The organism is Alloalcanivorax balearicus MACL04 (genome assembly GCF_025532145.1).
Taxonomy (GTDB): Bacteria; Pseudomonadota; Gammaproteobacteria; order Pseudomonadales; family Alcanivoracaceae; genus Alloalcanivorax; species Alloalcanivorax balearicus.
In genome coordinates this window covers 113,777-133,003 of the sequence record NZ_ARXS01000007.1, presented here as the reverse complement: position 1 = coordinate 133,003, position 19,227 = coordinate 113,777, and the positions used below count along the sequence as shown (strand labels likewise).

Here is a 19,227-nt window from a genome sequence, read left to right as displayed (position 1 = left end):
CGCAACACGCTTACACGCGAATCCAGGAGGGCGCGTGCATACGGGGAGAACCAGTGTTACTTCACAAATCCATGTTCCGCCAGCATCGCCATGGTGATGCCGCCGGAACCGGGCTCCGCCGCCCGTTCGCCGAGCAGCAACCGCTCCAGGTAACGGGCAATGATATCAACTTCCAGATTCACTGGCGTGCCCGCTTTCCAGTCCTGAATGGTGGTCACGTCCTGGGTGTGGGGAATGATGTTGAGAGAGAACACCCGGCCATCCACCTCGTTGACGGTGAGGCTGATGCCATCCACGGTAATCGAGCCTTTCTTGGCGATATAACGGGCCAATTCCACCGGCGCTTCGATGTCGATGCGCACGGATCGGGCATCGGGGGTCAGGGACACCACCTTGCCGAGACCATCCACATGACCGCTGACCAGATGACCGCCCATGCGTGTGGACGGGGTCATCGCCTTCTCCAGATTGACCCGGCTGCCCGCCTTGAGCTGCCGCAGCGAGGTCAGCGCCAGGGTCTCACCGGAGACGTCGGCGGAAAAGGTGTCGCCGCCGGCCAGCTCGGTCACGGTCAGACATACGCCATTGACGGCGATGGAGTCGCCCAACCGCACATCGGCAAAATCCAGGTCGGCGCTCTGGATGCGCAGGGTCACGTCACCGTTGCTGGGAATCAGGGCGTCGATATGGCCCTGGGCCTCGATAATGCCTGTAAACATGGTGGTACCTCTGAATGATCCGGGCGGACAGGGACAGACCGCCGCGAAGGCGTAGAGCCCCGAAACAGGCTCTCAGGCGCGGCAAATGATAAACGTCCAGGGGGCTGGAGCCAAATCCGGCGCGCTCAACGCCGTCCGGGATAACCTTCGGCATAGCTGGGCAGATCATCGTTGATCTCCCACCAGTTGGCCTTGGAGGCGGTGAAAAAGTGCCAGGCCGGGCGCACATCCAGCGGCTCGTTGATCAGACCGGCGCGGATCCGCACCACATCCGGCAGATCGGCACGCCGGCTGAACAGCGGCGAACCACAGTGACCGCAGAACACCCGCTCCTTGCCCGGAGTGGACTCAAAGCCCTTCAACAGCGCCTCTCCGGCGTCCAGGTGAAAAGCACTGATGGAAACCGGAATATTGGTGGCGAAGGGCGTGCCCTGAGCGTGCCGGCATTGAGAACAATGGCAGACCTGCACCGGAGCCAGTTCCCCCTCAATGCGAAACCGCACTCCGCCGCATAAACATTGTCCCGTGTACATTGCCGTTCCTCATCTGGTGGCCGTTGCTGGTAATCGCCAGCTACAAGGCCGCTGTGGGAACTTGCCTGCAAGCGAATTGGTTCCGGCCCAAGAATTCGCTTGCAGGCAAGTTCCCACAGCGGCTTCGTAGCAACCCATGGAGATCTATTTCCAAGGCCGGCGCCAGTGTTACCGCGCTCCGCTCACAACACAAGGAGAGGATACAAGAACATCGGGACCTTCTCTCTTAGTCAGGCGCAGGCCGGCACCGGCTCCCGGATTCGCCGCAGCTCATCCACCAGGGCATCCACCCGGGACAGCGCATCGGCGATGGACGCCTCCAGGCGCTCGCCGCCCTCCTCCTGGTGCTCAATGGCGATCTCGTGGAAACGTTCGATGCCAATGAATTCCAGCGCGGTGCGAATGCTCGCTTCCAGATGGTTCACATGTGCCAGCGGTCCACCGGGATTCATGCCGAAGCCACCCCGCGAGGACAGAATCACCGCATGGCGGGGCCGGTCGGCAAGCAGCGGAGTGAACGGGTCTTCCAGATTCGACGGGTCAAAATCCACGGTACGCCCGACCCGCACAATATTGTCGATCCAGGCCTTGAAGGCGGCGGGATAGCTGAAGTTATACATGGGCACACCCAGCACCAGAATGTCCGCATCCAGTACTTCCTGAACCAGGGCATCGCTTTCCGTCAGCACCTCCCGCATCCAGGGCTGATGACGGTCCGGAGCGGTAAACGCGGCCTGGATCCACTCCACCGTGGTCAGCGCCGGCGGTCGGGCGCCGATATCCCGGCGCATCACCGCATCTCCGGGCCGCTGGTGACGCCATTGGGAGACGAAATGGTCGGTCAGTCGACGGGTATGGGAGCCGTGCTCGTCGGTCCCTGAACGGCCGGGACGGGGGCTGGCATCGAGATGCAATAAAGCGGTCATGGTCCTGCTCCTTTATGAATGAGGTTAATTCAATCGCTGTTGACATGAACCCCATAAAGCCAGAGCCTGATAACCGCGACAAACGACGTTTTTTTGTCGATTCCGGAAAATAAAATTCATCCATATAGGCAACATCCATGAGTGCCCGACGCCTGCCCCCGCTGTCCGCCCTGCGCGCCTTCGAAGCGACCGCACGCCTGCGCAGCGCCAAAAAAGCCGCCGAGGAGCTGTCGGTAACGCCCACGGCGATCAGCCACCAACTGCGGCAGCTGGAAGAGCATCTGGGCGTCCCCCTGTTTATACGCCGCCCACGGCAACTGACTCTCACCGCCCAGGGGCAGGCGCTGCGGGCGGTATGCACCGACGCCTTCGACGCCATCGATGACGTGGCGTCACGACTGAGACAGACACCTCAGCGACAAAGCGTCACCCTGTCCACCATTCCGTCGGTGGCGGCGCGCTGGCTGCTGCCCAATGTCTGTTATCTGAGAGAAGAACAACCCGACCTGAATCTGAGCCTTCAGGTGACTTATGACGTACTGCCACTGGACGGCATCGCCGCCGACATGGCAATCCGCTATGGCCACGGCCCGTGGCCCGGACTGGAATCGGAAAAGCTGTTCGATAACGTCTTCGTTCCCGCCTGCAGCCCGGCGCTGGGCATCAGCCAGCACAGCGACCTGCATCACCACACTCTGCTGCATTACCAACCCGCCACCGCTTCCGGAGCGGCGCTGGGCTGGCCCGCCTGGCAAAAACTGGCCAGGGTAACGGGGTTGGATATCGATGCCGGCCTGGCACTCTCGGACGACACCCACATCGTCAGCGCCGCCCTGGACGGTCAGGGTATAGCGCTGATGAGCCGGGAGTTGATTCGGGATGAACTGCGCAGCGGCCGCCTGGTGCAACCGTTTGGACCGGAACTGCTGGCGCAGCCATTCCACCTGGTCTATCCAAAGGAACGGCTACGGGAGCAGGGTATCGCCGCGGTGCGGGACTGGGTGATGGGACTGGTTAGATGAAGCACCGAGCGCGGACAAGTCACGGTTCGGGCCGCGATTAGCCGCGCTCTATTTCGGGCGCCGATCAAACACATGCTTGGCCTTGCCTTCGGAACGCGCCAGCGAGCCGGTATCGGCCACCTCCACCTTGGTGCTGATACCGATGTGGGTTTTCACCCGCTGCTGCAGCGCCCTGGCCACATCCGCCGCTTCGGCGGAGGACTCCGGTTTGCGCTCGACCCGCACCGTCACACAGTCCAGATTACCTTCCTTTTCCACATGAATTTCATAGTGCGGAGCCAAATCCTCGATCTTGAGAATCTGCTCCTCCACCTGGGTGGGGAAAACATTCACGCCACGGATAATCAGCATATCGTCGCTGCGGCCGGTGATTTTATCGATGCGTCGCATGGGGCGGGCCTGGCCGGGCAGCAGCCGGGTCAGATCGCGGGTCCGGTAACGCACGATAGGCAGCGCCTCCTTGGTCAGGGAGGTGAAAACCAGTTCACCGTATTCGCCGTCCGGCACCACTTCTCCGGTTTCCGGATTGATGATTTCCGGATAGAAGTGGTCTTCCCAGATGGTCGGGCCGTCCTTGGTTTCGATGCATTCCATGCCCACGCCCGGCCCCATTACTTCGGACAAGCCGTAGATGTCCAACGCACTGATACCGAGGCGGCTTTCCAACTCCTCGCGCATGGTCTGGGTCCACGGCTCGGCGCCGAAGATACCCAGTCGCAGGCTGGACTCGCACGGATTCATGCCCTGCCGTTCCATTTCGTCCGCGATGTTGAGCATGTAGGACGGTGTCACCATGATGATGTCCGGCTCGAAATCGCGGATCAGCTGCACTTGCTTTTCGGTCTGGCCGCCGGACATGGGAATCACCGTGCAACCAAGACGCTCGGCACCGTAATGGGCGCCCAAACCGCCGGTGAAAAGACCATAGCCGTAGGCCACGTGCACCTTATCGCCGGCATGGCCTCCGGCGGCACGAATGGAACGCGCCATCACATCCGCCCAGTTATTGATATCGTTCTGAGTATAGGCCACCACCGTGGGCTTTCCGGTGGTGCCGCTGGAAGCGTGCACCCGCACTACTTCCCGCATTGGCGTGGCGAGCATGCCGAACGGATAATTGTCGCGCAGATCCGATTTGGTGGTGAACGGGAAATGACGCAGGTCGTCCAGCGATTTCAGATCGTAAGGATGAACACCGGCGTCATCGAACGCCTTCCGATAAAACGCCACATTGTTGTAGGCATGCGTGAGGCTCCAACGCAGACGCTCCACTTGCAGTTGCTTGAGCTCATCCACGCTGACCCGCTCCACCGGATCGAAACGATTCTCCAGGTTGAATGGCATGTTCATGCTCCGCCTCTCGTTATTCTGTCGTTGAGTCTGTCCGCGTTGCTTTCTGTTCGTTTAAAGCCGCTCGATCACCACGGCAATGCCCTGCCCCACGCCGATACACATGGTGCACAGCGCATAGCGGCCCTGACGCCGCTCCAGCTCGCACAAAGCGGTGGTGATAAGACGGGCGCCGCTCATGCCCAGCGGGTGCCCCAACGCGATGGCACCGCCGTTGGGATTCACGTGTTCGGCGTCGTCCGGCAACCCCAGTTCCCGCAGCACCGCCAGAGACTGTGACGCGAACGCCTCGTTCAATTCGATGATATCCATATCGACCAGATTCAGGCCGGTCTGAGCCAATACCTTGCGAGTCGCCGGCGCCGGGCCGATACCCATGATGCGCGGTTCCACGCCGGCGGTGGCCATACCCACCACCCGGGCACGGGGCTTCAGGTTCCAACGGCGCGCCGCCACTTCATTGCCCAGCAACAGAGCACAGGCGCCGTCGTTGACACCAGAGGCATTGCCGGCGGTGACCGTGCCGCCTTCCTTGCGGAACGGCGTTCCCAGCCTGGCCAGTGCTTCCGCCGTGGTATCCGGACGCGGATGCTCATCTTCGCTGACGATCAGTGGATCGGCTTTGCGGCGCGGCACGCTCACCGACACGATCTCGGCGTCGAACACGCCAGCGGTCATGGCACGGCCGGCTCTCTGCTGGCTGCGCAGGGCAAAAGCGTCCTGATCCTCACGGCCGATTTTGAATTGCTCCGCCACGTTCTCGGCGGTTTCCGGCATCGAATCGACGCCGTACTGTTCTTTCATCAGCGTGTTGACGAAACGCCAGCCGATGGTGGTGTCGAATATTTCCGCCTTGCGGGAGAACGGCTGCTCCGCCTTGCCCATCACGAACGGCGCCCGGGACATGGACTCCACCCCGCCGGCCAACATCAAATTACCTTCTCCGCATCGCAGAGCGCGGGCGGCGGTACCCACCGCGTCCATCCCGGAACCGCAAAGACGGTTCAGCGTCACGCCCGGCACACTTACCGGCAGACCGGCCAGCAACGCGCTCATTCGCGCCACGTTGCGATTGTCCTCGCCGGCCTGATTGGCACAGCCATAGAACACATCGTCCAGCTGCGCCCAATCCAGATCCGGATGGCGCGCCATCAACGCCTTCATGGGCACCGCCCCGAGATCATCGGCGCGCACCGTCGCCAAAGCGCCGCCGAAGCGCCCCACCGGGGTGCGCACGGCATCAAAAATCAGCGCTTCATTCATGCCTGACTCTCCTCATCGTGAATCACCGGCCCGCGAACGCGATAGGATTTGCCGCGAAACAGGGCCACCAACTGGCCGTCAGCGCCAGTGACACGCACGTCGTAAACACCGGTTCGCCCTTTACGGGTCAACTCCCGCGCTTCCGCGGTAAGCACATCACCAGGCAATCCCGGCGACACATACTCAATGGAACAACCGGAAGCCACGGTGGCTTCGTTATAGGTGTTACAGGCAAAGGCGAAGGCGGAATCCGCCAGGGCGAAAATAAAGCCTCCATGACAGGAGCCGTGCCCCTGGATCATGTCATCACGCACCGGCATGCACAGTACGGCGCATCCCGGAGAAACCGTTTTCAGCGTCATGCCCAGTTCGCGGGTAGCGGTATCCCGCTGGTACATGGACTCGGCACAACGGCGGGCCAAAGCAACACTGTCCAGCGCCGCGGCGGCGGTATTCGGATCGGCCATGCAAATCTCCAAACGGGGGGACAGCCTCAGCGGCCTTTGAATTGAGGTGCGCGCTTTTCCATGAACGCGGCGACGCCTTCGCGGTAATCCTCGGTACGGCCCGCTTCACGCTGCAGGTCCCGCTCCACGTCGAGCTGCGTATCCAGATCGTTGTCACAGCTTTGGTTCAATGCCTGTTTGATCAAGGCAAGCCCCCGAGTCGGCTGAGTGGCCAGATGGCGAGCCAGGTCCGTGGCGGTGGAACGCAGCGCGTCGTCATCCACGCACTGCCAGATCAAACCCCAGGCGGCGGCCTGCTCGGCGCTCAGCTTGTCACCCAACATGGACAGCCCCTTTGCGCGGGCCATACCCACCAGGCGCGGCAGTTGCCAGGTGCCACCGGAGTCCGGCACCAGACCGATCTTGCAGAAGGCTTGAGTGAAACTGGCGGAGCGGGCGGCGATAACCAGGTCGCAGGCCAGGGCGATGTTGGCGCCGGCACCGGCGGCAACACCATTGACCGCCGCGATCACCGGCATCGGCAAACGCTGCAGGGTGCGAATCAATGGGTTGTAGTAGGTTTCGATGGAAGAACCCAGGTCCGGCGCTTCGGCACCGGGCACCACACTCCTGTCGGACAGATCCTGGCCGGCACAGAAGCCGCGCCCGTTACCCGTGATCAGCAGGGCTCGTACGCTGTCGTCCCGCTCCACCACGGACAGGGCTTCCCGCACTTCCTGATGCATCTGCTCATTGAAACTGTTCAGACGTTCCGGACGGTTCAGTGCCAGGGTGGCGACACCGCCTTCCAGATCAAACTCAATGGTGGCGAACTCCATAATCCGGTCCTGCCCTTTTCTTGGTATCGATGATCAGACCTGCCGGACAGTGACCCGCCGAGCAGTTCCGACGCCAAACTATGGTTGGAAAGCATAGCCCAGACATGACACAAGTCAACACGATAAATCGATATTTATGTATCGAATTAGGGAGGCAAAACAAGAACAGGATCCGTAATAAGGCGTTTTTTTCTTTTAATTTCAGCAGGATAAACTCAAAACACAGCCCCCTCCCTTTGTGTTACCGAAATTCCCAAAAGAAAACTCAATAAGGAATCAGCGTGGCCCGGGAAGCCCGCTGTAGGAGCTTGCCGGCAAGCGAATGTCCTCGGCCCGAAAGCACAATTCGCTTGCAGGCAAGCTCCTACAGCGGCCTTGTAGCCAGCAGCGTTTTAGTCAATCCAGCCCGCCAAAACGCTGATAGAAACCATCCCCCGGCTCAGGCAACGGCCCCTCCGCGGTTTCCGTGCGTTCGCTCATCCAGGCTTCCGCGCCACGGTAGGTGAGGCGGTAGAGATTACGGCAAAGCTGGCGTGCGGCGCGGCCTTCCCAATCCGAAGGCAACAGCTCTTCCGGTAATAGCGGATCACGCAACAACAGTTTGCGATACTCGTGAATCAATAACGTCCGCGCCAGAAAACATTCCATCGGCGGTGGCGTCTCCAGCTTGCTCATTTCCTGCCAGAGCGGACGAAACTGATCAAGAAATTCCCGGTACCCTTCCGAGAGCTGCTCCAGATTCCAGGCGTCTCTCACCTGCAAACGCAACGGCCGCGAGGCGAAACTGTCCTGGGCCCGGGTTTCGAAGATGATGGTGTCTTCCAGCGCGTTCTGTTCCTGGAGAGTCGCGTTCAGCTCGGCCCGATCCACCATTGGATGAGCCACCATGCCCGGCGTCAAACCGCCAAACCCCATCCATTCCAGTTCCTGCCGCACATCGCGGCGAGCGTCCGGATCCAGCTGGTTGAGGATGACCAGCGTCCAGGCGCCGTCCCAGGTCGGCTGCACACCGGAATAAACGCGCTTGAAAGCCTTCTCGAAACGGCGGCGGCCGGCGGCGGTGAGTCCATAGTAACTGCGGCGCCCTACTTTCTCCGCAATAAGCCAGCCCTCCCGGGTCAAACGGAACACCGAGGTGCGCACCAGACGCTGATTGATGCCCATGGGTTCGAGCAGATCGATCAGGCTGCCCAACCACACCGCGCCGCCCCTGGGTACGATGGCGTCACCGAACAGGGTAATGATCAGAGAACCGGTACGCAGCGGCCGGCGCTGCTGAAAACGTTCGATCAAGCGTTCCAATTGCTCGCATTGCAAATCCACTGGGCGATCTTCCTATCTCCGAGCCCTTTGCAGGGCGTCCAAATCAGCGTGATACCGGCCTTTCCGGCGGCGCGACATGCTACCAAACCCGCCTGTCCGGAGACATAAAAGGCCAATGAATAGCACCATAAAACAGGCACTTGGGCTAATATAGCAACCTTTGTGACACATTAAATTTGATCTTGACTTAAAATTCGTATCGCTTTATACCTGAAAAAACGAGGACGCTGATGAGACGTCCCGCGCCACCGGACTCCGACCAGGCGCATAAAAACAAAAGTCCCTCCGGGGGCATACGCAGATAGGTGTGATAATGAAAACAATGCTGAAGAACCTGGCCGTGGGCGCCGTGGCGGCGCTGGGTCTGGCCTCCTTGTCCCCGGTCGCGAAGGCGGAAGACCCCATTCGCATCGGATCCTTCCTCTCCGTCACCGGCCCGGCCGCGTTTCTCGGCGACCCGGAACTGAAAACCCTGGAACTGTATGTACACCAACTGAACGAAAACGGCGGCCTGCTGGGCCGTGAAGTCCAGTTGGTTCATTATGACGACTCCGGTGACGCCTCCAAAGCCCGCACCTTCGTTACCCGGCTGCTGCGGCAAGACAAGGTCGATCTCATCATCGGTGGCAGCACCACCGGCGCCACCATGGCGGCGGTGCCGGTGATCGAACAGGCGCGGGTGCCGTTCATCTCTCTGGCCGGCGCGGAAACCATCTCCACCCCGGTGAAGAAATGGGTGTTCAAGATGCCGCAATCCGATCGTCAGGCCGCCCGCCGCGTACTCACCGACATGAAGGAACGCGGTCTCACCCGGATCGGTCTGATCTCCGGCACCGGCGGCTTCGGCGCCTCCGGACGTAACGTGACCCTGGAGGAAGCCAAAGCCATGGGGATCGAGGTGGTGGCCGACGAGACCTATAACCCGAAGGATACCGACGTCACCGCTCAGCTCACTCGCATCCGCAATACCGATGGCGTGCAGGCGGTACTCAACTTCGACTTTGGTCAGGGCCCGGCCATCGTCACCAAGAACTACAAGCAACTGGGCATCGAACTGCCCTTTTACCAATCCCACGGCGTCGCTTCCGACAGCTTCCTGAAACTGGCAGGCGATGCCGCCAATGATCTGCGTCTGCCCGCCACCGCCTTGCTGGTGGCCGACACCATCCCCGACAGCGATCCTCAGCATGGCGTGGTCACCGGCTACAAAAAGGCCTATGAGGACCGTTACAACAGTTCGGTGTCGACCTTTGGCGGCTACGCTTACGACGGCTTCCAACTGGCCGTGCAAGCGATCAAACAGGCCGGCTCCACCGATCCGGCGAAAGTGCGCGACGCTCTGGAAAGCATCCGGGGTTATGTCGGAGTCACCGGCACTTACAACCTGAGCGCCAAGGATCACATGGGGCTGTCCTATGATTCCTTCCGCATTCTGGAAGTGAAGGACGGCCACTGGACGCTGGTGGAGTAATCCACCCGCCGGGCGCCATGGACGGCACCCTGGATGCTTGCTCTCACCGCCCTCTTTCCAGGCAGGACCGAACATGTTCAGCGAGTTTTTTCAGTTCACGTTCTCGGGGATCACCCTGGGTGCCATTTATGCCTTGGTGGCGCTGGGTTTCACCCTGATCTACAACGCCAGTCATGTGATCAATTTCGCCCAGGGCGAATTCCTGATGATCGGTGGCATGGGTACGGTGGTACTGGTGGGAGCCGGCCTGCCGTTGCCGGCGGCCATGGTGGGCGCTCTGGTGCTGGCCACGGTGGCGGGCATTTTACTGCACCGCCTGGCCATCGCTCCGGCGCGGGACGCCGACGTGGTGACGTTGATCATCATCACCATCGGCGCTTCGATCTTCCTGCGGGGGCTGGCTCAGTTTTTCTGGGGCAAGGAGTATCATGCCCTGCCCCGCTTCAGTGCCACCGAGTCCCTTTCCATCGGCGGTGCCACCCTGTTGACGCAAAGCCTATGGATCCTGGGTATCGCCGTGGTGCTGGTGGTGGCATTAGCGGTGTTCTTCAGCCGCAGCAAACTGGGCAAAGCAATTCTCGCCACCTCCATGAACAAGGACGCCGCCCGGCTGGCCGGCATCAAGACCCAGGTCATCCTGGGTGTGGCCTTTGGTATTTCCGCACTGCTCGGCGCCGCCGCTGGCCTGATCGTCACCCCGATCACTTTCACCGCCTATGACGTCGGCATCATGCTGGGGCTGAAAGGCTTCGTCGCCGCCGCCATCGGTGGCCTGGGCAGTAGCACCGGCGCGGTGGTCGGCGGTCTGTTATTGGGCTTGAGCGAAGCCTATACCGCCGGCTATATCTCCTCCGATTACAAGGACGCGGTGCCGTTCGTGATCATCCTCGCCATCTTGTTTTTCCTGCCCAACGGTTTGTTCGGCAGCCGGGCCGCGGAGCGGGTGTGATGAAGGGAGCGGGCACGATGAAGAAAAACATTCTGATGTCCCCATACGGGGGCTTGCTACTGCTGACGCTGATCCTGGCACTGATGCCACTGGCGGTCAGTAACGATTTCCACTATGACCTGCTGACCAAGATCTGCCTCACCGCCACCGTGGCAGTGGGGTTGAATCTGCTGGTGGGTTACGCCGGCCAGGTAAGCCTCGGCCATGCCGCGTTTTATGGCGCCGGCGCCTACGCCAGCGCCATTCTCACCAGCCAGTACAATCTGAGCCCGATGGTGGCCCTGCTCAGTGCCGCCGCCGGCGTCGGCGTACTGGCCTGGCTGGTGGGACGGCCAATCCTGCATCTGAAAGGCCACTACCTTTCCATGGCCACCCTGGGCCTGGGCGTGATCGCCGCCATCGTACTCAACAACGAAGAGCAACTCACCGGTGGCCCGGACGGCATCGGTCTGCCGCCGCTGTCCCTGTTCGGCCATGAGTTGAGTGTGTTTGGCGAGTACCAGTTCGCCGGCCTGACGTTGACCGGAGTGGAACTGTGGTATCTACTCGCCGCGGCGGTCTTGGTGGTAGCGGTACTGCTGGCGCTGAATATCATCGACTCTCCGCTGGGCCGGGCCTTGCGCGCCCTGCACGGCTCGGAAATCGCCGCCCAAGTAGCCGGCGTGGACACCGCGAAGTACAAGCTTCGGGTGTTCGTCATATCCGCCGTCTACGCCAGCGTCGCCGGCAGCCTGTATGGCCACTACAGTGGCTTCATCACCCCTACCGTGGCCTCTTTCGAGCACTCCATCGAACTGATCACCATCGTCGTACTTGGCGGAATGGCTTCCACTTTCGGTGTCATCATTGGTGCCGCGATCCTGGTGCTCATCCCCCAGTTTCTCACCGACTTCCAGGAGCTGGAGATGGTGGTGTTCGGCGCCATTCTTATGGCGGTGATGATTTTTCTGCCCCGGGGTCTGCTGCCCAGCGTACTCCAGCGATTGCAGCGAGGTGCCCAATGAGCGCTCTGCTTTCCGTCACTAATCTGAGCAAGGAATTCGGCGGCGTGCACGCCATCGAGGCTCTGTCCTTCGATGTGCAGCGTGGCCATGTGCATTCAATCATCGGCCCCAACGGCGCTGGCAAAACCACGCTGTTTAATCTGGTGACCGGCCTGTACCAGCCCAGCGCCGGCACGGTTACCCTGGGGGGCCGCGACATCACTGGCCGGGCACCCCACAAGCTCTGCGAAATGGGTATGGCGCGGACGTTTCAAAATCTGCAAATCTGCATGAATATGAGCGCCTTGGAAAACGTCATGCTCGGCCGCCATCGCCATCTCGGTAGCGGCGCCCTGGCCGCCATGCTCAAACTGCCAGGGCTGAGAAAGGCGGACCGGGACTGTCGCGAACACTGCCGGGAGCTGATGGCCTTCGTGGGTTGCGGTGATTATCAGGATCACGCCGCTTCCGCCATGCCCTACGGCGCGCTCAAACGCCTTGAAATCGCCCGCGCCCTGGCGGCGGAACCGGACATTCTGCTGCTGGACGAACCCGCCGCCGGTCTCAACGCCACCGAAACCGACGCCTTGAGATCGGTGATTCAGAAGATCGCCGGAAAAGGCATCACCGTGGTGCTGGTGGAACACGACATGAAACTGGTGATGAAGGTATCCGACCACCTGCTGGTCATCAGCTATGGCCGCAAACTGGCGGAAGGTACTCCGGAGGAAATTCGCGAGCACCCCGAGGTGATCGCCGCTTACCTGGGTGGTGGTACACGCGAGCCTCGGACACAGGAGGTTCCGGCATGACCAGCGCCGTGCCCTTCGCTCCCCCTCCCGAGCCGACACCTTTACTGTCACTCAACAACATTACCAGCGCCTACGGTCGAATCGAGGTGCTTCACGAGCTGGCATTGACCATCGCCCCGGGGGAAACCGTGGCCTTGGTGGGTGCCAACGGTGCCGGCAAGAGCACCTTGCTGCGGGTGATCTCCGGTCTGCAACCCGCTGGCGGCGAGATCCGCTTCGATGGTGGCAGTCTGTCACGCAGTGATGCCGCTGATCGCGTTCGTCGCGGTATCGTGCAAGTACCGGAAGGCCGCCAGGTGTTCTCCGGCTTGTCGGTGGAAGACAATCTTATGCTGGGCGCTTACACCCGCAACGACAAAGTCGCCATCGCCGAGGATCTGGAAAAGCAATATCAACGCTTTCCCATCCTCAAGGACAAGCGGCGCCAAACCGCCGGCACGCTGTCCGGGGGCCAACAGCAAATGCTGGCCATGGGCCGGGCCCTGATGGGGCGGCCACGGTTGTTGCTTCTGGACGAACCGAGCATGGGCCTGGCGCCGCTGATCATCGAGCAGGTCTTCGGCATCGTGCGCGAGTTGAAAGCGGAGGGCATTACCCAGTTCGTGGTCGAGCAGAACGCCGCCGAAGCGCTGGCGGTGGCCGACCGCGGCTATGTCCTGGAAACCGGGCGTATCGTCGCCAGCGGAAAAGGTTCCGCACTGCTGGATAACGACAGCGTCAAGGCCGCTTACTTGGGCGGGTAGGTTTTCCGGGTGGATAGTTTTTTCGAGCAGGCGCCGTGCTGGCAGGCACGGCGCTTTTTTTGTTCATCGCGGTTTAGTGGGAACCGTCCTAACCCTCCATCAGGGACAGCGTAACACTGCCCCGCTTCGAGGCGGATGGAAAACATGGTGTTCTTCTGGCCTTGAGACACAAATTCGGCGGCTGCTACAACGCCGCTGTGGGAGCTTGCTTGCAAGCGAATTGAGGGCCCGGAAGTCCATTCGCTTGCAGGCAAGCTCCCACAGAGGCTTCGGAGTCCTTCCGGGACCCCGATGGAGACACTCATGCCCGTCATTCCACGATGAATCTTTTTTTGCTCGCTCCCCACTACCAGTTCAGAACGATCTTGCCGATCATATCCTTCGCGGGAATCATGCCCAGGTAGCGGCTATCGTGGCTGTTGTCGCGGTTATCGCCCATAACGAAGAAGTGCCCATCCGGAACAACATAATCGAATCGACGTCCCGGCCCGTCCGTCATTGAATACCGCACCGAATAGCGCTGTTCGTTGAGCTTTTCCGTGGCTTGTTCGCCATCGTTCCCGAATACGGTGGGCAGCGGCTCGCCATTAAGGACCAGTTGTTTGTTCTCATACTGGATATGATCTCCAGGCAGGCCAATAACTCGCATCACGAACAACTGCCCCAGCATCTGCGGCGGACGGAACACGAATAACTCTCCTCGACGTGGCGGCGTGCGTTCAGTCACTTCAGTTTCGTGCAGAGTCAGACCGAAAGCACCGTAGACCCCGTACCCCCAGCGCTGCATCACCGCGTAACCGCCCGGTCGCAGCGTCGGCGCCATGGAGGAAGACGGAATCCGGAACAGGTCGAACAGAAACGCTCTCGTGGTGAAGACAACCAGAACGAAGGCCAGCGGCAAGCTGAGCGTACCCCACCAGGTGTTGAACCAGCGTCGCCGGCCATCGAAACGAACGCGCCGCGCAAGAATAAACGCCTGCACCGCGGCGGCGGCGGACACCAGCAGGCCAAGACCAGAAGGGGCGCCTCGGCCCGCCAGCGTCAGATCCGCCCAACCGGCCGCCAGCATCACCAAAAAATACACCAGCACCCACCGCCAGCGTGACAGATAAACAAACGCCAACGGCGGCACCAATACGCCAATCACGGCGGCAAACCAGCGGTTCGGCATGATCCTTCCTTTATCAAAAGTACCTTGAAAATACGGCGGCCTGCCATCGAGGGCCGATCACCAATCATCGCTACCGGGGTAAACGCCAGTGCAATACAGTGGACAGTGTCAGCGCATAGAGATCACGGCCATCCGGGGAGAATGCCAGCGCCAGTACGGATACGTTGGACGGCACTTTGAGCGCCACCGGTGTGCGTCCTGTACGCGCTTCTCGAAGCTGCACCTGGTTGGCCACCGCCATGGCCAGCCAACGCCCTTCCGGCGACGCCGCGGCAGCCCTGATCTGATCCCGTCCATCGAGCACCGCGGAATACAGATACTCCCCTTTTTCCGTATCGAATACATGCATGCCCGCCACTCGCTCACTCTCCGGTGCTGGGCGCAACTGGAAACCACTGGTCACCCATCGGCCCTGGGAAGATCCCACCGCCGTCCAGGACGAGAGATGATGACGCAAATCCGGACTTGGTGGCGCCCCTTCATGCGGGAAAACGCCATAGCGTTGCGGTGCCTGAATCACTTTTCGTACCCGGCCATTGGCGGGGTTCAGCTCCGTCACCCCGTAGAGATCCTCTACCCACAAGGCATCGCCAGCCCAGCGCACCGGTCGCAGCGGCTGCGAAAATAAAGCCGCGCGCGGCACTTCGACAGCGTTGTAATGCCAGCGCCCGCCTTCTTCACGCTGATACCGATAAATCCGGTCCACCCGATAGCTGTACAAGCGAGGACGCCCCTGAGCATCCAGTTGCCAACGTGGAACGTTGCCCGGGCCGGGCAGACTTGACGGCGTTGCCAAAGTCACCGCCTGCGGCGCTTTCTCATTTCCGCGATAGCGGAATAATGTCCCGTCGCCCCCGTTCAGCGGACGCCCCCAGAACCACAACGTATCGGCGCTCTCGTCCAGCAGTATCGGGTCCGCCCCGTCCAGCCCCTGCCACAAGACCGATAGCGAAGCCTCTTCCGGTTGCAGTCGCCAAACCTCGGCAATCCACTGGCGCTCACCATCGACCTGAGCCGGCCGCTCCACGCCGATGGCCAGACTGCCATCGGACATCACCTGCAACGTCCGAGGGTCCAGCGGATCGTCACTGGTCAGAGTGTAAATTTCGGGGATCACCTCACTGCCAGCTTTCTCAGCCTGCTGAAGTCGTGGCGCAGGAGGCTCTGGTGGTGCCTTCACCGGCGCTTGCCAACGCGCCGGATCCTCACTGATTTGCCAGTCGCTATCAGAAAGATGTTCTTCCAGTGCGCTCATTACCGCCTGAAACAGCTCTGCGGGCACCAGCGACTGAGAGAGCGTGGTGGGCACACCATCCGCCACCAGGAGCTTTCGGTGCGTCGGATTGGGAAAGGATTGACGACGGTGGATATCGATCATCGTCGCCGGGGACCCCAGCAGCGGCTCGGCATCAAATACCGTCACCGTTTGCTTCACGTGATATTGCTTGCGCCACCCTTGCGCCCATTCACGGGAAGATTCCGCTCGGGAATACAAGGACTTCATCCAGGGCAGGGTAAGCAGCCTCTTTGGCGAAACATCCAACCGGGCCAGGGCCTGGCTTCTGCGCCAGTCCCGCTCTTCCGGCATCAAAGCTCCGTCACGCACCGCCGCGTCCAGATCCGGTTCATCGCCACCGCGCGCCAGCGTGTCCCGCCACTGCGGATGCCGGGATAACATCACTCGCCGCCAAGGCTCATCCAGCGTGAACAAGGGTAAGGGTGTCTCCACCAAGGTAACTTTACCCACCAGCGCCTCGGATACCACTGGCCACACCTGCTCATAAGAAGCCCTTACCAGAAGACAAGCACGTTCCGCCCCCATCGCATGTTGCTCCCCCAGCACCACCACGGGGATACGCAAGGCATCGGGCGTATGACGGTGCACGCCGTCTTCAACTACCCGCCAGTCGCTCCCCTCGGATTCTGGAAACGCTTCCATGGCTTCCTCCCCTTGGGCAAGCGATGCCAATAAGACCACCACCAGGGCCACAGCCAGGTTTCCGATGTTTTGATCAAGCATGGCCCGTCCCGATCAATGCAAATGAACCGGCAGTGGCGGCCGACCCGGTCGCTGCCAGCGCCCGACCAAATCCCCATCATCGGTCCACTGAAAAGTAAAGATCTCGGTGGTTTCGCCATCAGCACGGCGGGTCAGAACCACGGCGCCGTCCCGGCTCGCTTCCTGGTGCAATCGTATCGGTACCTTGTATTTATCGTAGGCGTACCAGGCCGGGCCGGACCAGGCCCCCAGAACCAGCGTTACAGAGAAACGGCCATCGATTTCTCCCATGAAGACGCCATGGGGGCCTGGCCGCGGCAACGGACAGTCGGCTCGTTTCTCTACCAACAAACAGTGACCGTATTCACTCAGCCAGGGCGTCAATGCTTCATAGTCGAACCGGCTTTCCTCATCGCCGAGATCATTTAATGCCCGAACCGCATGGGGAAAGCCGCAGCCCCGGATCATCACCAAGGCATCGGCGCGCAACTGCCACTCCCTCTCATCGTACAAGCCGGCCCGGACGTTCTCGCGGCACTCCCGGTAAAGATCAGCCTGGATCTCCGCCTCCTGCTGATCCAGGCCGTTCGGCTGGTCGGCCTGCAAAAAAGCGTCGATATCATGAATCTGCATCGCGTCGACCCGATCCTGCAGTTTCCTCGCACCGGCTTCGGTGAACAATGTTGCCAGGAACAACGGCTGACCGGTCTGCGTTTCAAATTGATAACTTTGGGAAAAGGAAGAAGGGTAAGCGCCGGTGTATTCCCCATTGAAAACGATGGAGAGAAATCCGGCGGCATTGGTCACCACCTGGTAGTCGAGAGATGTCACCCCCGTCCATTGTCCTTCCTTCGGCCAGACCGCATCAAAAGGCGTCTGGCCGGGGCCGCCGGGAAAGTGCTCCAGCAAGCTCACCTGAAGCCAGGTATTGATACGTTGCGCTGCCTCCCCTTCTCCCTGCACCAGAGGGAAACGGAACTTGGCGTAATCACCCAAGGTCGCGTGTTCCGCGGACAATTCGTCGACGGCGACCTGAGCCCAGGCCGTTGGCGCCGTGCTCGACAAAACGACCAACACGGCATAGCAAATACCCCTGATCACTACTCTATCTCCATGCCGGTTATCCATCCGGTTATCCTCGCCACTTCCAGCTCTTTTGAGTCCTTGGGCTTATGCAGTACCACCGAGATCAGATAAACCGTGCCCTCCTTGGTGTCTTCCGTGGTCAGCACACCATGCCCCTGGTACTTTCCGGTCGCCTCCAGGGTGACGGCCCTGCCACTCCCCATGATACGAATCCGGTAATTCTCGACCGGCGGGACCAGCCCCTTCAATGAGCCGTAGACCTCCTCCAGATTGACCACAAATTCTCGACGCTTTTTCCTGGGAAAATAATTGGAGACGAAGAGCTCCTCGTTGCTCGCCGCCAGCTCATCAACGAACCCCTTGCCATCGCCGCTATTAAGAAGGTTCCGAAGTTCACTGAATCTGGCTACCGTTGCCTGTTCCAGCTCTTCCCGATCCCAGAGACTCAGATCCTCCGATGAGCGCCACCCTTCAAGCGTGTAGGGCACCTCGGCATTGAAATGCCAGGTTTGTTCGACAAAGGGAAGGTTATGGTCGACGGGAGCGAAGGCCAGGGCGCGCAGCTTTTTGAATTCGTCGGTCCGTTTGTCCACCATATAAAGCGTGGGTGGCCGATCCCCCGCTTCGGTAAGAGCAAGAATATCCCGGGGCCGCAACTGGCCGCCGTTGTAGTCATCCGGCGCCCACACCCTGAGTGTGACGGATTGCTCTCCACTCTCAAGAATATAGTCGTTGAGAGTCTCCGGACCCGGCCCCGCCTGGGTGCCGCCAGCCACGATCACATCGTTGACCCGCAGCTCAAAGGGAAATGGAATGTCGTAATCGACGAAATAGGCGATCTGTTCGCTATCCAGCACCTCCTCTCCAGATTTGGCGTGAACGACACCCATGCCCAAACAACAGACCGCCACCGTTGCGAACAAAAGAAATGTTTGAAGGTGTCGCCAATGAATATTAAATCGAGGAGAAATAGAACCCAAACCCATCATCGCATCCTGTGCTGGAAGATTATCCGAGATCCAGCCCCAACCTTAGCATGTCCTTATGCTGGATCCCCATTTCCATCACCGGTTCATCATAATGATCGAGAAAGAAATCACGAATCACGCCTTCCACCCGAAACCCCTGGCGCTGATAGAATGCCAGCTGATAACCAAAGGTACCGGTACCCAGCTCGATACGCCGTACACCTTCGGCCCTGCACAATTCGATCACATGGCGCAGCAGGGTCGAGCCCACTCCTTGCCCCTGCGCTTCGGGGGATACGGCGATATTGAATAATTCCAACGCGCCGTCATCGATGGTGTTGAGAACACAAATACCTACCGTAGTGCCCTCATCCTTGGCAGCAATGCACCGGGCACCTCGCAGATAAGTACGTACATTTTGTTCCGATGGATCAGCGATCAACAAGAGTGGCATCGGCACAAAGTCGGGATCCAGGGAAAGGAAGGTCATCATGCTTTCAGGGCCTCCGCAAAAGAGCACCTCATTGTATTTAATCCTTAACGAAATCACACTTTACGACGCCCTCCCAACTGCCATATGCCAAGGATGTCGTGCCCCCTTTTTCACAGGCGACCGCCATATCC

At 60.3% G+C, this 19,227-nt stretch carries 19 protein-coding genes; 6 read left to right on the top strand and 13 right to left on the bottom strand.

Annotated features, from left to right (window positions below):
* Nucleotides 1-56: 56 nt before the first annotated feature.
* From MA04_RS08395 to MA04_RS08385, 3 genes are all read right to left on the bottom strand, one after another.
* Nucleotides 57-719, bottom strand: coding sequence for a riboflavin synthase (locus MA04_RS08395; protein WP_163125423.1), 663 nt, complete (start codon nucleotides 717-719; stop codon nucleotides 57-59).
* A 125-nt stretch (nucleotides 720-844) separates the two neighbouring features.
* Entirely contained in the window at nucleotides 845-1,252 is a 408-nt protein-coding gene (locus MA04_RS08390) for a GFA family protein (RefSeq protein WP_163125425.1), read from the bottom strand.
* A 230-nt stretch (nucleotides 1,253-1,482) separates the two neighbouring features.
* Nucleotides 1,483-2,178, bottom strand: a complete 696-nt coding sequence (locus tag MA04_RS08385; protein ID WP_262460103.1) for an FMN-dependent NADH-azoreductase — start codon at nucleotides 2,176-2,178, stop codon at nucleotides 1,483-1,485.
* A 137-nt stretch (nucleotides 2,179-2,315) separates the two neighbouring features.
* Here MA04_RS08385 and MA04_RS08380 point away from each other — a divergent pair, with 137 nt between their 5' ends.
* A complete protein-coding gene (locus MA04_RS08380) occupies nucleotides 2,316-3,200 on the top strand; it encodes a LysR substrate-binding domain-containing protein (protein ID WP_262460102.1) in 885 nt (294 codons plus the stop codon).
* A 48-nt stretch (nucleotides 3,201-3,248) separates the two neighbouring features.
* On the opposite strand, the gene paaK is transcribed toward MA04_RS08380, so the two are convergent.
* The 5 genes from paaK to paaX all read right to left on the bottom strand — a co-directional run bounded on the left by paaK (nucleotide 3,249) and on the right by paaX (nucleotide 8,421).
* Nucleotides 3,249-4,544: a phenylacetate--CoA ligase PaaK gene (gene paaK / locus MA04_RS08375; protein WP_262460101.1), complete on the bottom strand. Its 1,296-nt coding sequence runs from the start codon at nucleotides 4,542-4,544 to the stop codon at nucleotides 3,249-3,251.
* A 60-nt stretch (nucleotides 4,545-4,604) separates the two neighbouring features.
* A complete protein-coding gene (pcaF, locus tag MA04_RS08370) occupies nucleotides 4,605-5,813 on the bottom strand; it encodes a 3-oxoadipyl-CoA thiolase (RefSeq protein ID WP_262460100.1) in 1,209 nt (402 codons plus the stop codon).
* Entirely contained in the window at nucleotides 5,810-6,280 is a 471-nt protein-coding gene (gene paaI, locus MA04_RS08365) for a hydroxyphenylacetyl-CoA thioesterase PaaI (protein ID WP_262460099.1), read from the bottom strand. Before paaI ends, pcaF begins: the two co-directional genes overlap by 4 nt.
* A gap of 26 nt (nucleotides 6,281-6,306) precedes the next feature.
* A complete protein-coding gene (paaG, locus tag MA04_RS08360) occupies nucleotides 6,307-7,098 on the bottom strand; it encodes a 2-(1,2-epoxy-1,2-dihydrophenyl)acetyl-CoA isomerase PaaG (RefSeq protein ID WP_262460098.1) in 792 nt (263 codons plus the stop codon).
* A 396-nt stretch (nucleotides 7,099-7,494) separates the two neighbouring features.
* Nucleotides 7,495-8,421 (bottom strand): phenylacetic acid degradation operon negative regulatory protein PaaX, encoded by a 927-nt coding sequence (gene paaX / locus MA04_RS08355; protein WP_163125439.1) that lies wholly within the window; start codon nucleotides 8,419-8,421, stop codon nucleotides 7,495-7,497.
* Nucleotides 8,422-8,734: 313 nt separating this feature from the next.
* Here paaX and MA04_RS08350 point away from each other — a divergent pair, with 313 nt between their 5' ends.
* From MA04_RS08350 to MA04_RS08330, 5 genes are all read left to right on the top strand, one after another.
* The gene (locus tag MA04_RS08350) at nucleotides 8,735-9,892 is read left to right on the top strand and encodes an ABC transporter substrate-binding protein (RefSeq protein WP_262460097.1); all 1,158 of its coding nucleotides are present in this window, start codon (nucleotides 8,735-8,737) and stop codon (nucleotides 9,890-9,892) included.
* A 73-nt stretch (nucleotides 9,893-9,965) separates the two neighbouring features.
* Complete coding sequence (locus tag MA04_RS08345; protein WP_055099762.1) at nucleotides 9,966-10,841, top strand: branched-chain amino acid ABC transporter permease; 876 nt, start codon at nucleotides 9,966-9,968, stop codon at nucleotides 10,839-10,841.
* Between the two features lie 17 nt (nucleotides 10,842-10,858).
* A complete protein-coding gene (locus tag MA04_RS08340; protein ID WP_240342732.1) occupies nucleotides 10,859-11,845 on the top strand; it encodes a branched-chain amino acid ABC transporter permease in 987 nt (328 codons plus the stop codon).
* A complete protein-coding gene (locus MA04_RS08335) occupies nucleotides 11,842-12,636 on the top strand; it encodes an ABC transporter ATP-binding protein (protein WP_262460095.1) in 795 nt (264 codons plus the stop codon). The genes MA04_RS08340 and MA04_RS08335 overlap by 4 nt, the downstream gene beginning before the upstream one ends.
* Nucleotides 12,633-13,379, top strand: a complete 747-nt coding sequence (locus MA04_RS08330) for an ABC transporter ATP-binding protein (RefSeq protein WP_163125446.1) — start codon at nucleotides 12,633-12,635, stop codon at nucleotides 13,377-13,379. The genes MA04_RS08335 and MA04_RS08330 overlap by 4 nt, the downstream gene beginning before the upstream one ends.
* Before the next feature lie 346 nt (nucleotides 13,380-13,725).
* Here MA04_RS08330 and lepB read toward each other — a convergent pair whose 3' ends face one another.
* The 5 genes from lepB to MA04_RS08305 form a co-directional block, all read right to left on the bottom strand.
* Complete coding sequence (gene lepB, locus MA04_RS08325) at nucleotides 13,726-14,550, bottom strand: signal peptidase I (protein ID WP_262460094.1); 825 nt, start codon at nucleotides 14,548-14,550, stop codon at nucleotides 13,726-13,728.
* Between the two features lie 70 nt (nucleotides 14,551-14,620).
* A complete protein-coding gene (locus tag MA04_RS08320) occupies nucleotides 14,621-16,570 on the bottom strand; it encodes a hypothetical protein (RefSeq protein WP_262460093.1) in 1,950 nt (649 codons plus the stop codon).
* A 12-nt stretch (nucleotides 16,571-16,582) separates the two neighbouring features.
* A complete protein-coding gene (locus tag MA04_RS08315; RefSeq protein ID WP_262460092.1) occupies nucleotides 16,583-17,650 on the bottom strand; it encodes a hypothetical protein in 1,068 nt (355 codons plus the stop codon).
* On the bottom strand, nucleotides 17,650-18,624 hold the full coding sequence (locus tag MA04_RS08310) for a hypothetical protein (protein ID WP_262460091.1): 975 nt from the start codon (nucleotides 18,622-18,624) through the stop codon (nucleotides 17,650-17,652). The genes MA04_RS08315 and MA04_RS08310 overlap by 1 nt, the downstream gene beginning before the upstream one ends.
* 19 nt (nucleotides 18,625-18,643) lie before the next feature.
* Nucleotides 18,644-19,096, bottom strand: a complete 453-nt coding sequence (locus tag MA04_RS08305; RefSeq protein ID WP_262460090.1) for a GNAT family N-acetyltransferase — start codon at nucleotides 19,094-19,096, stop codon at nucleotides 18,644-18,646.
* Nucleotides 19,097-19,227: the final 131 nt, after the last annotated feature.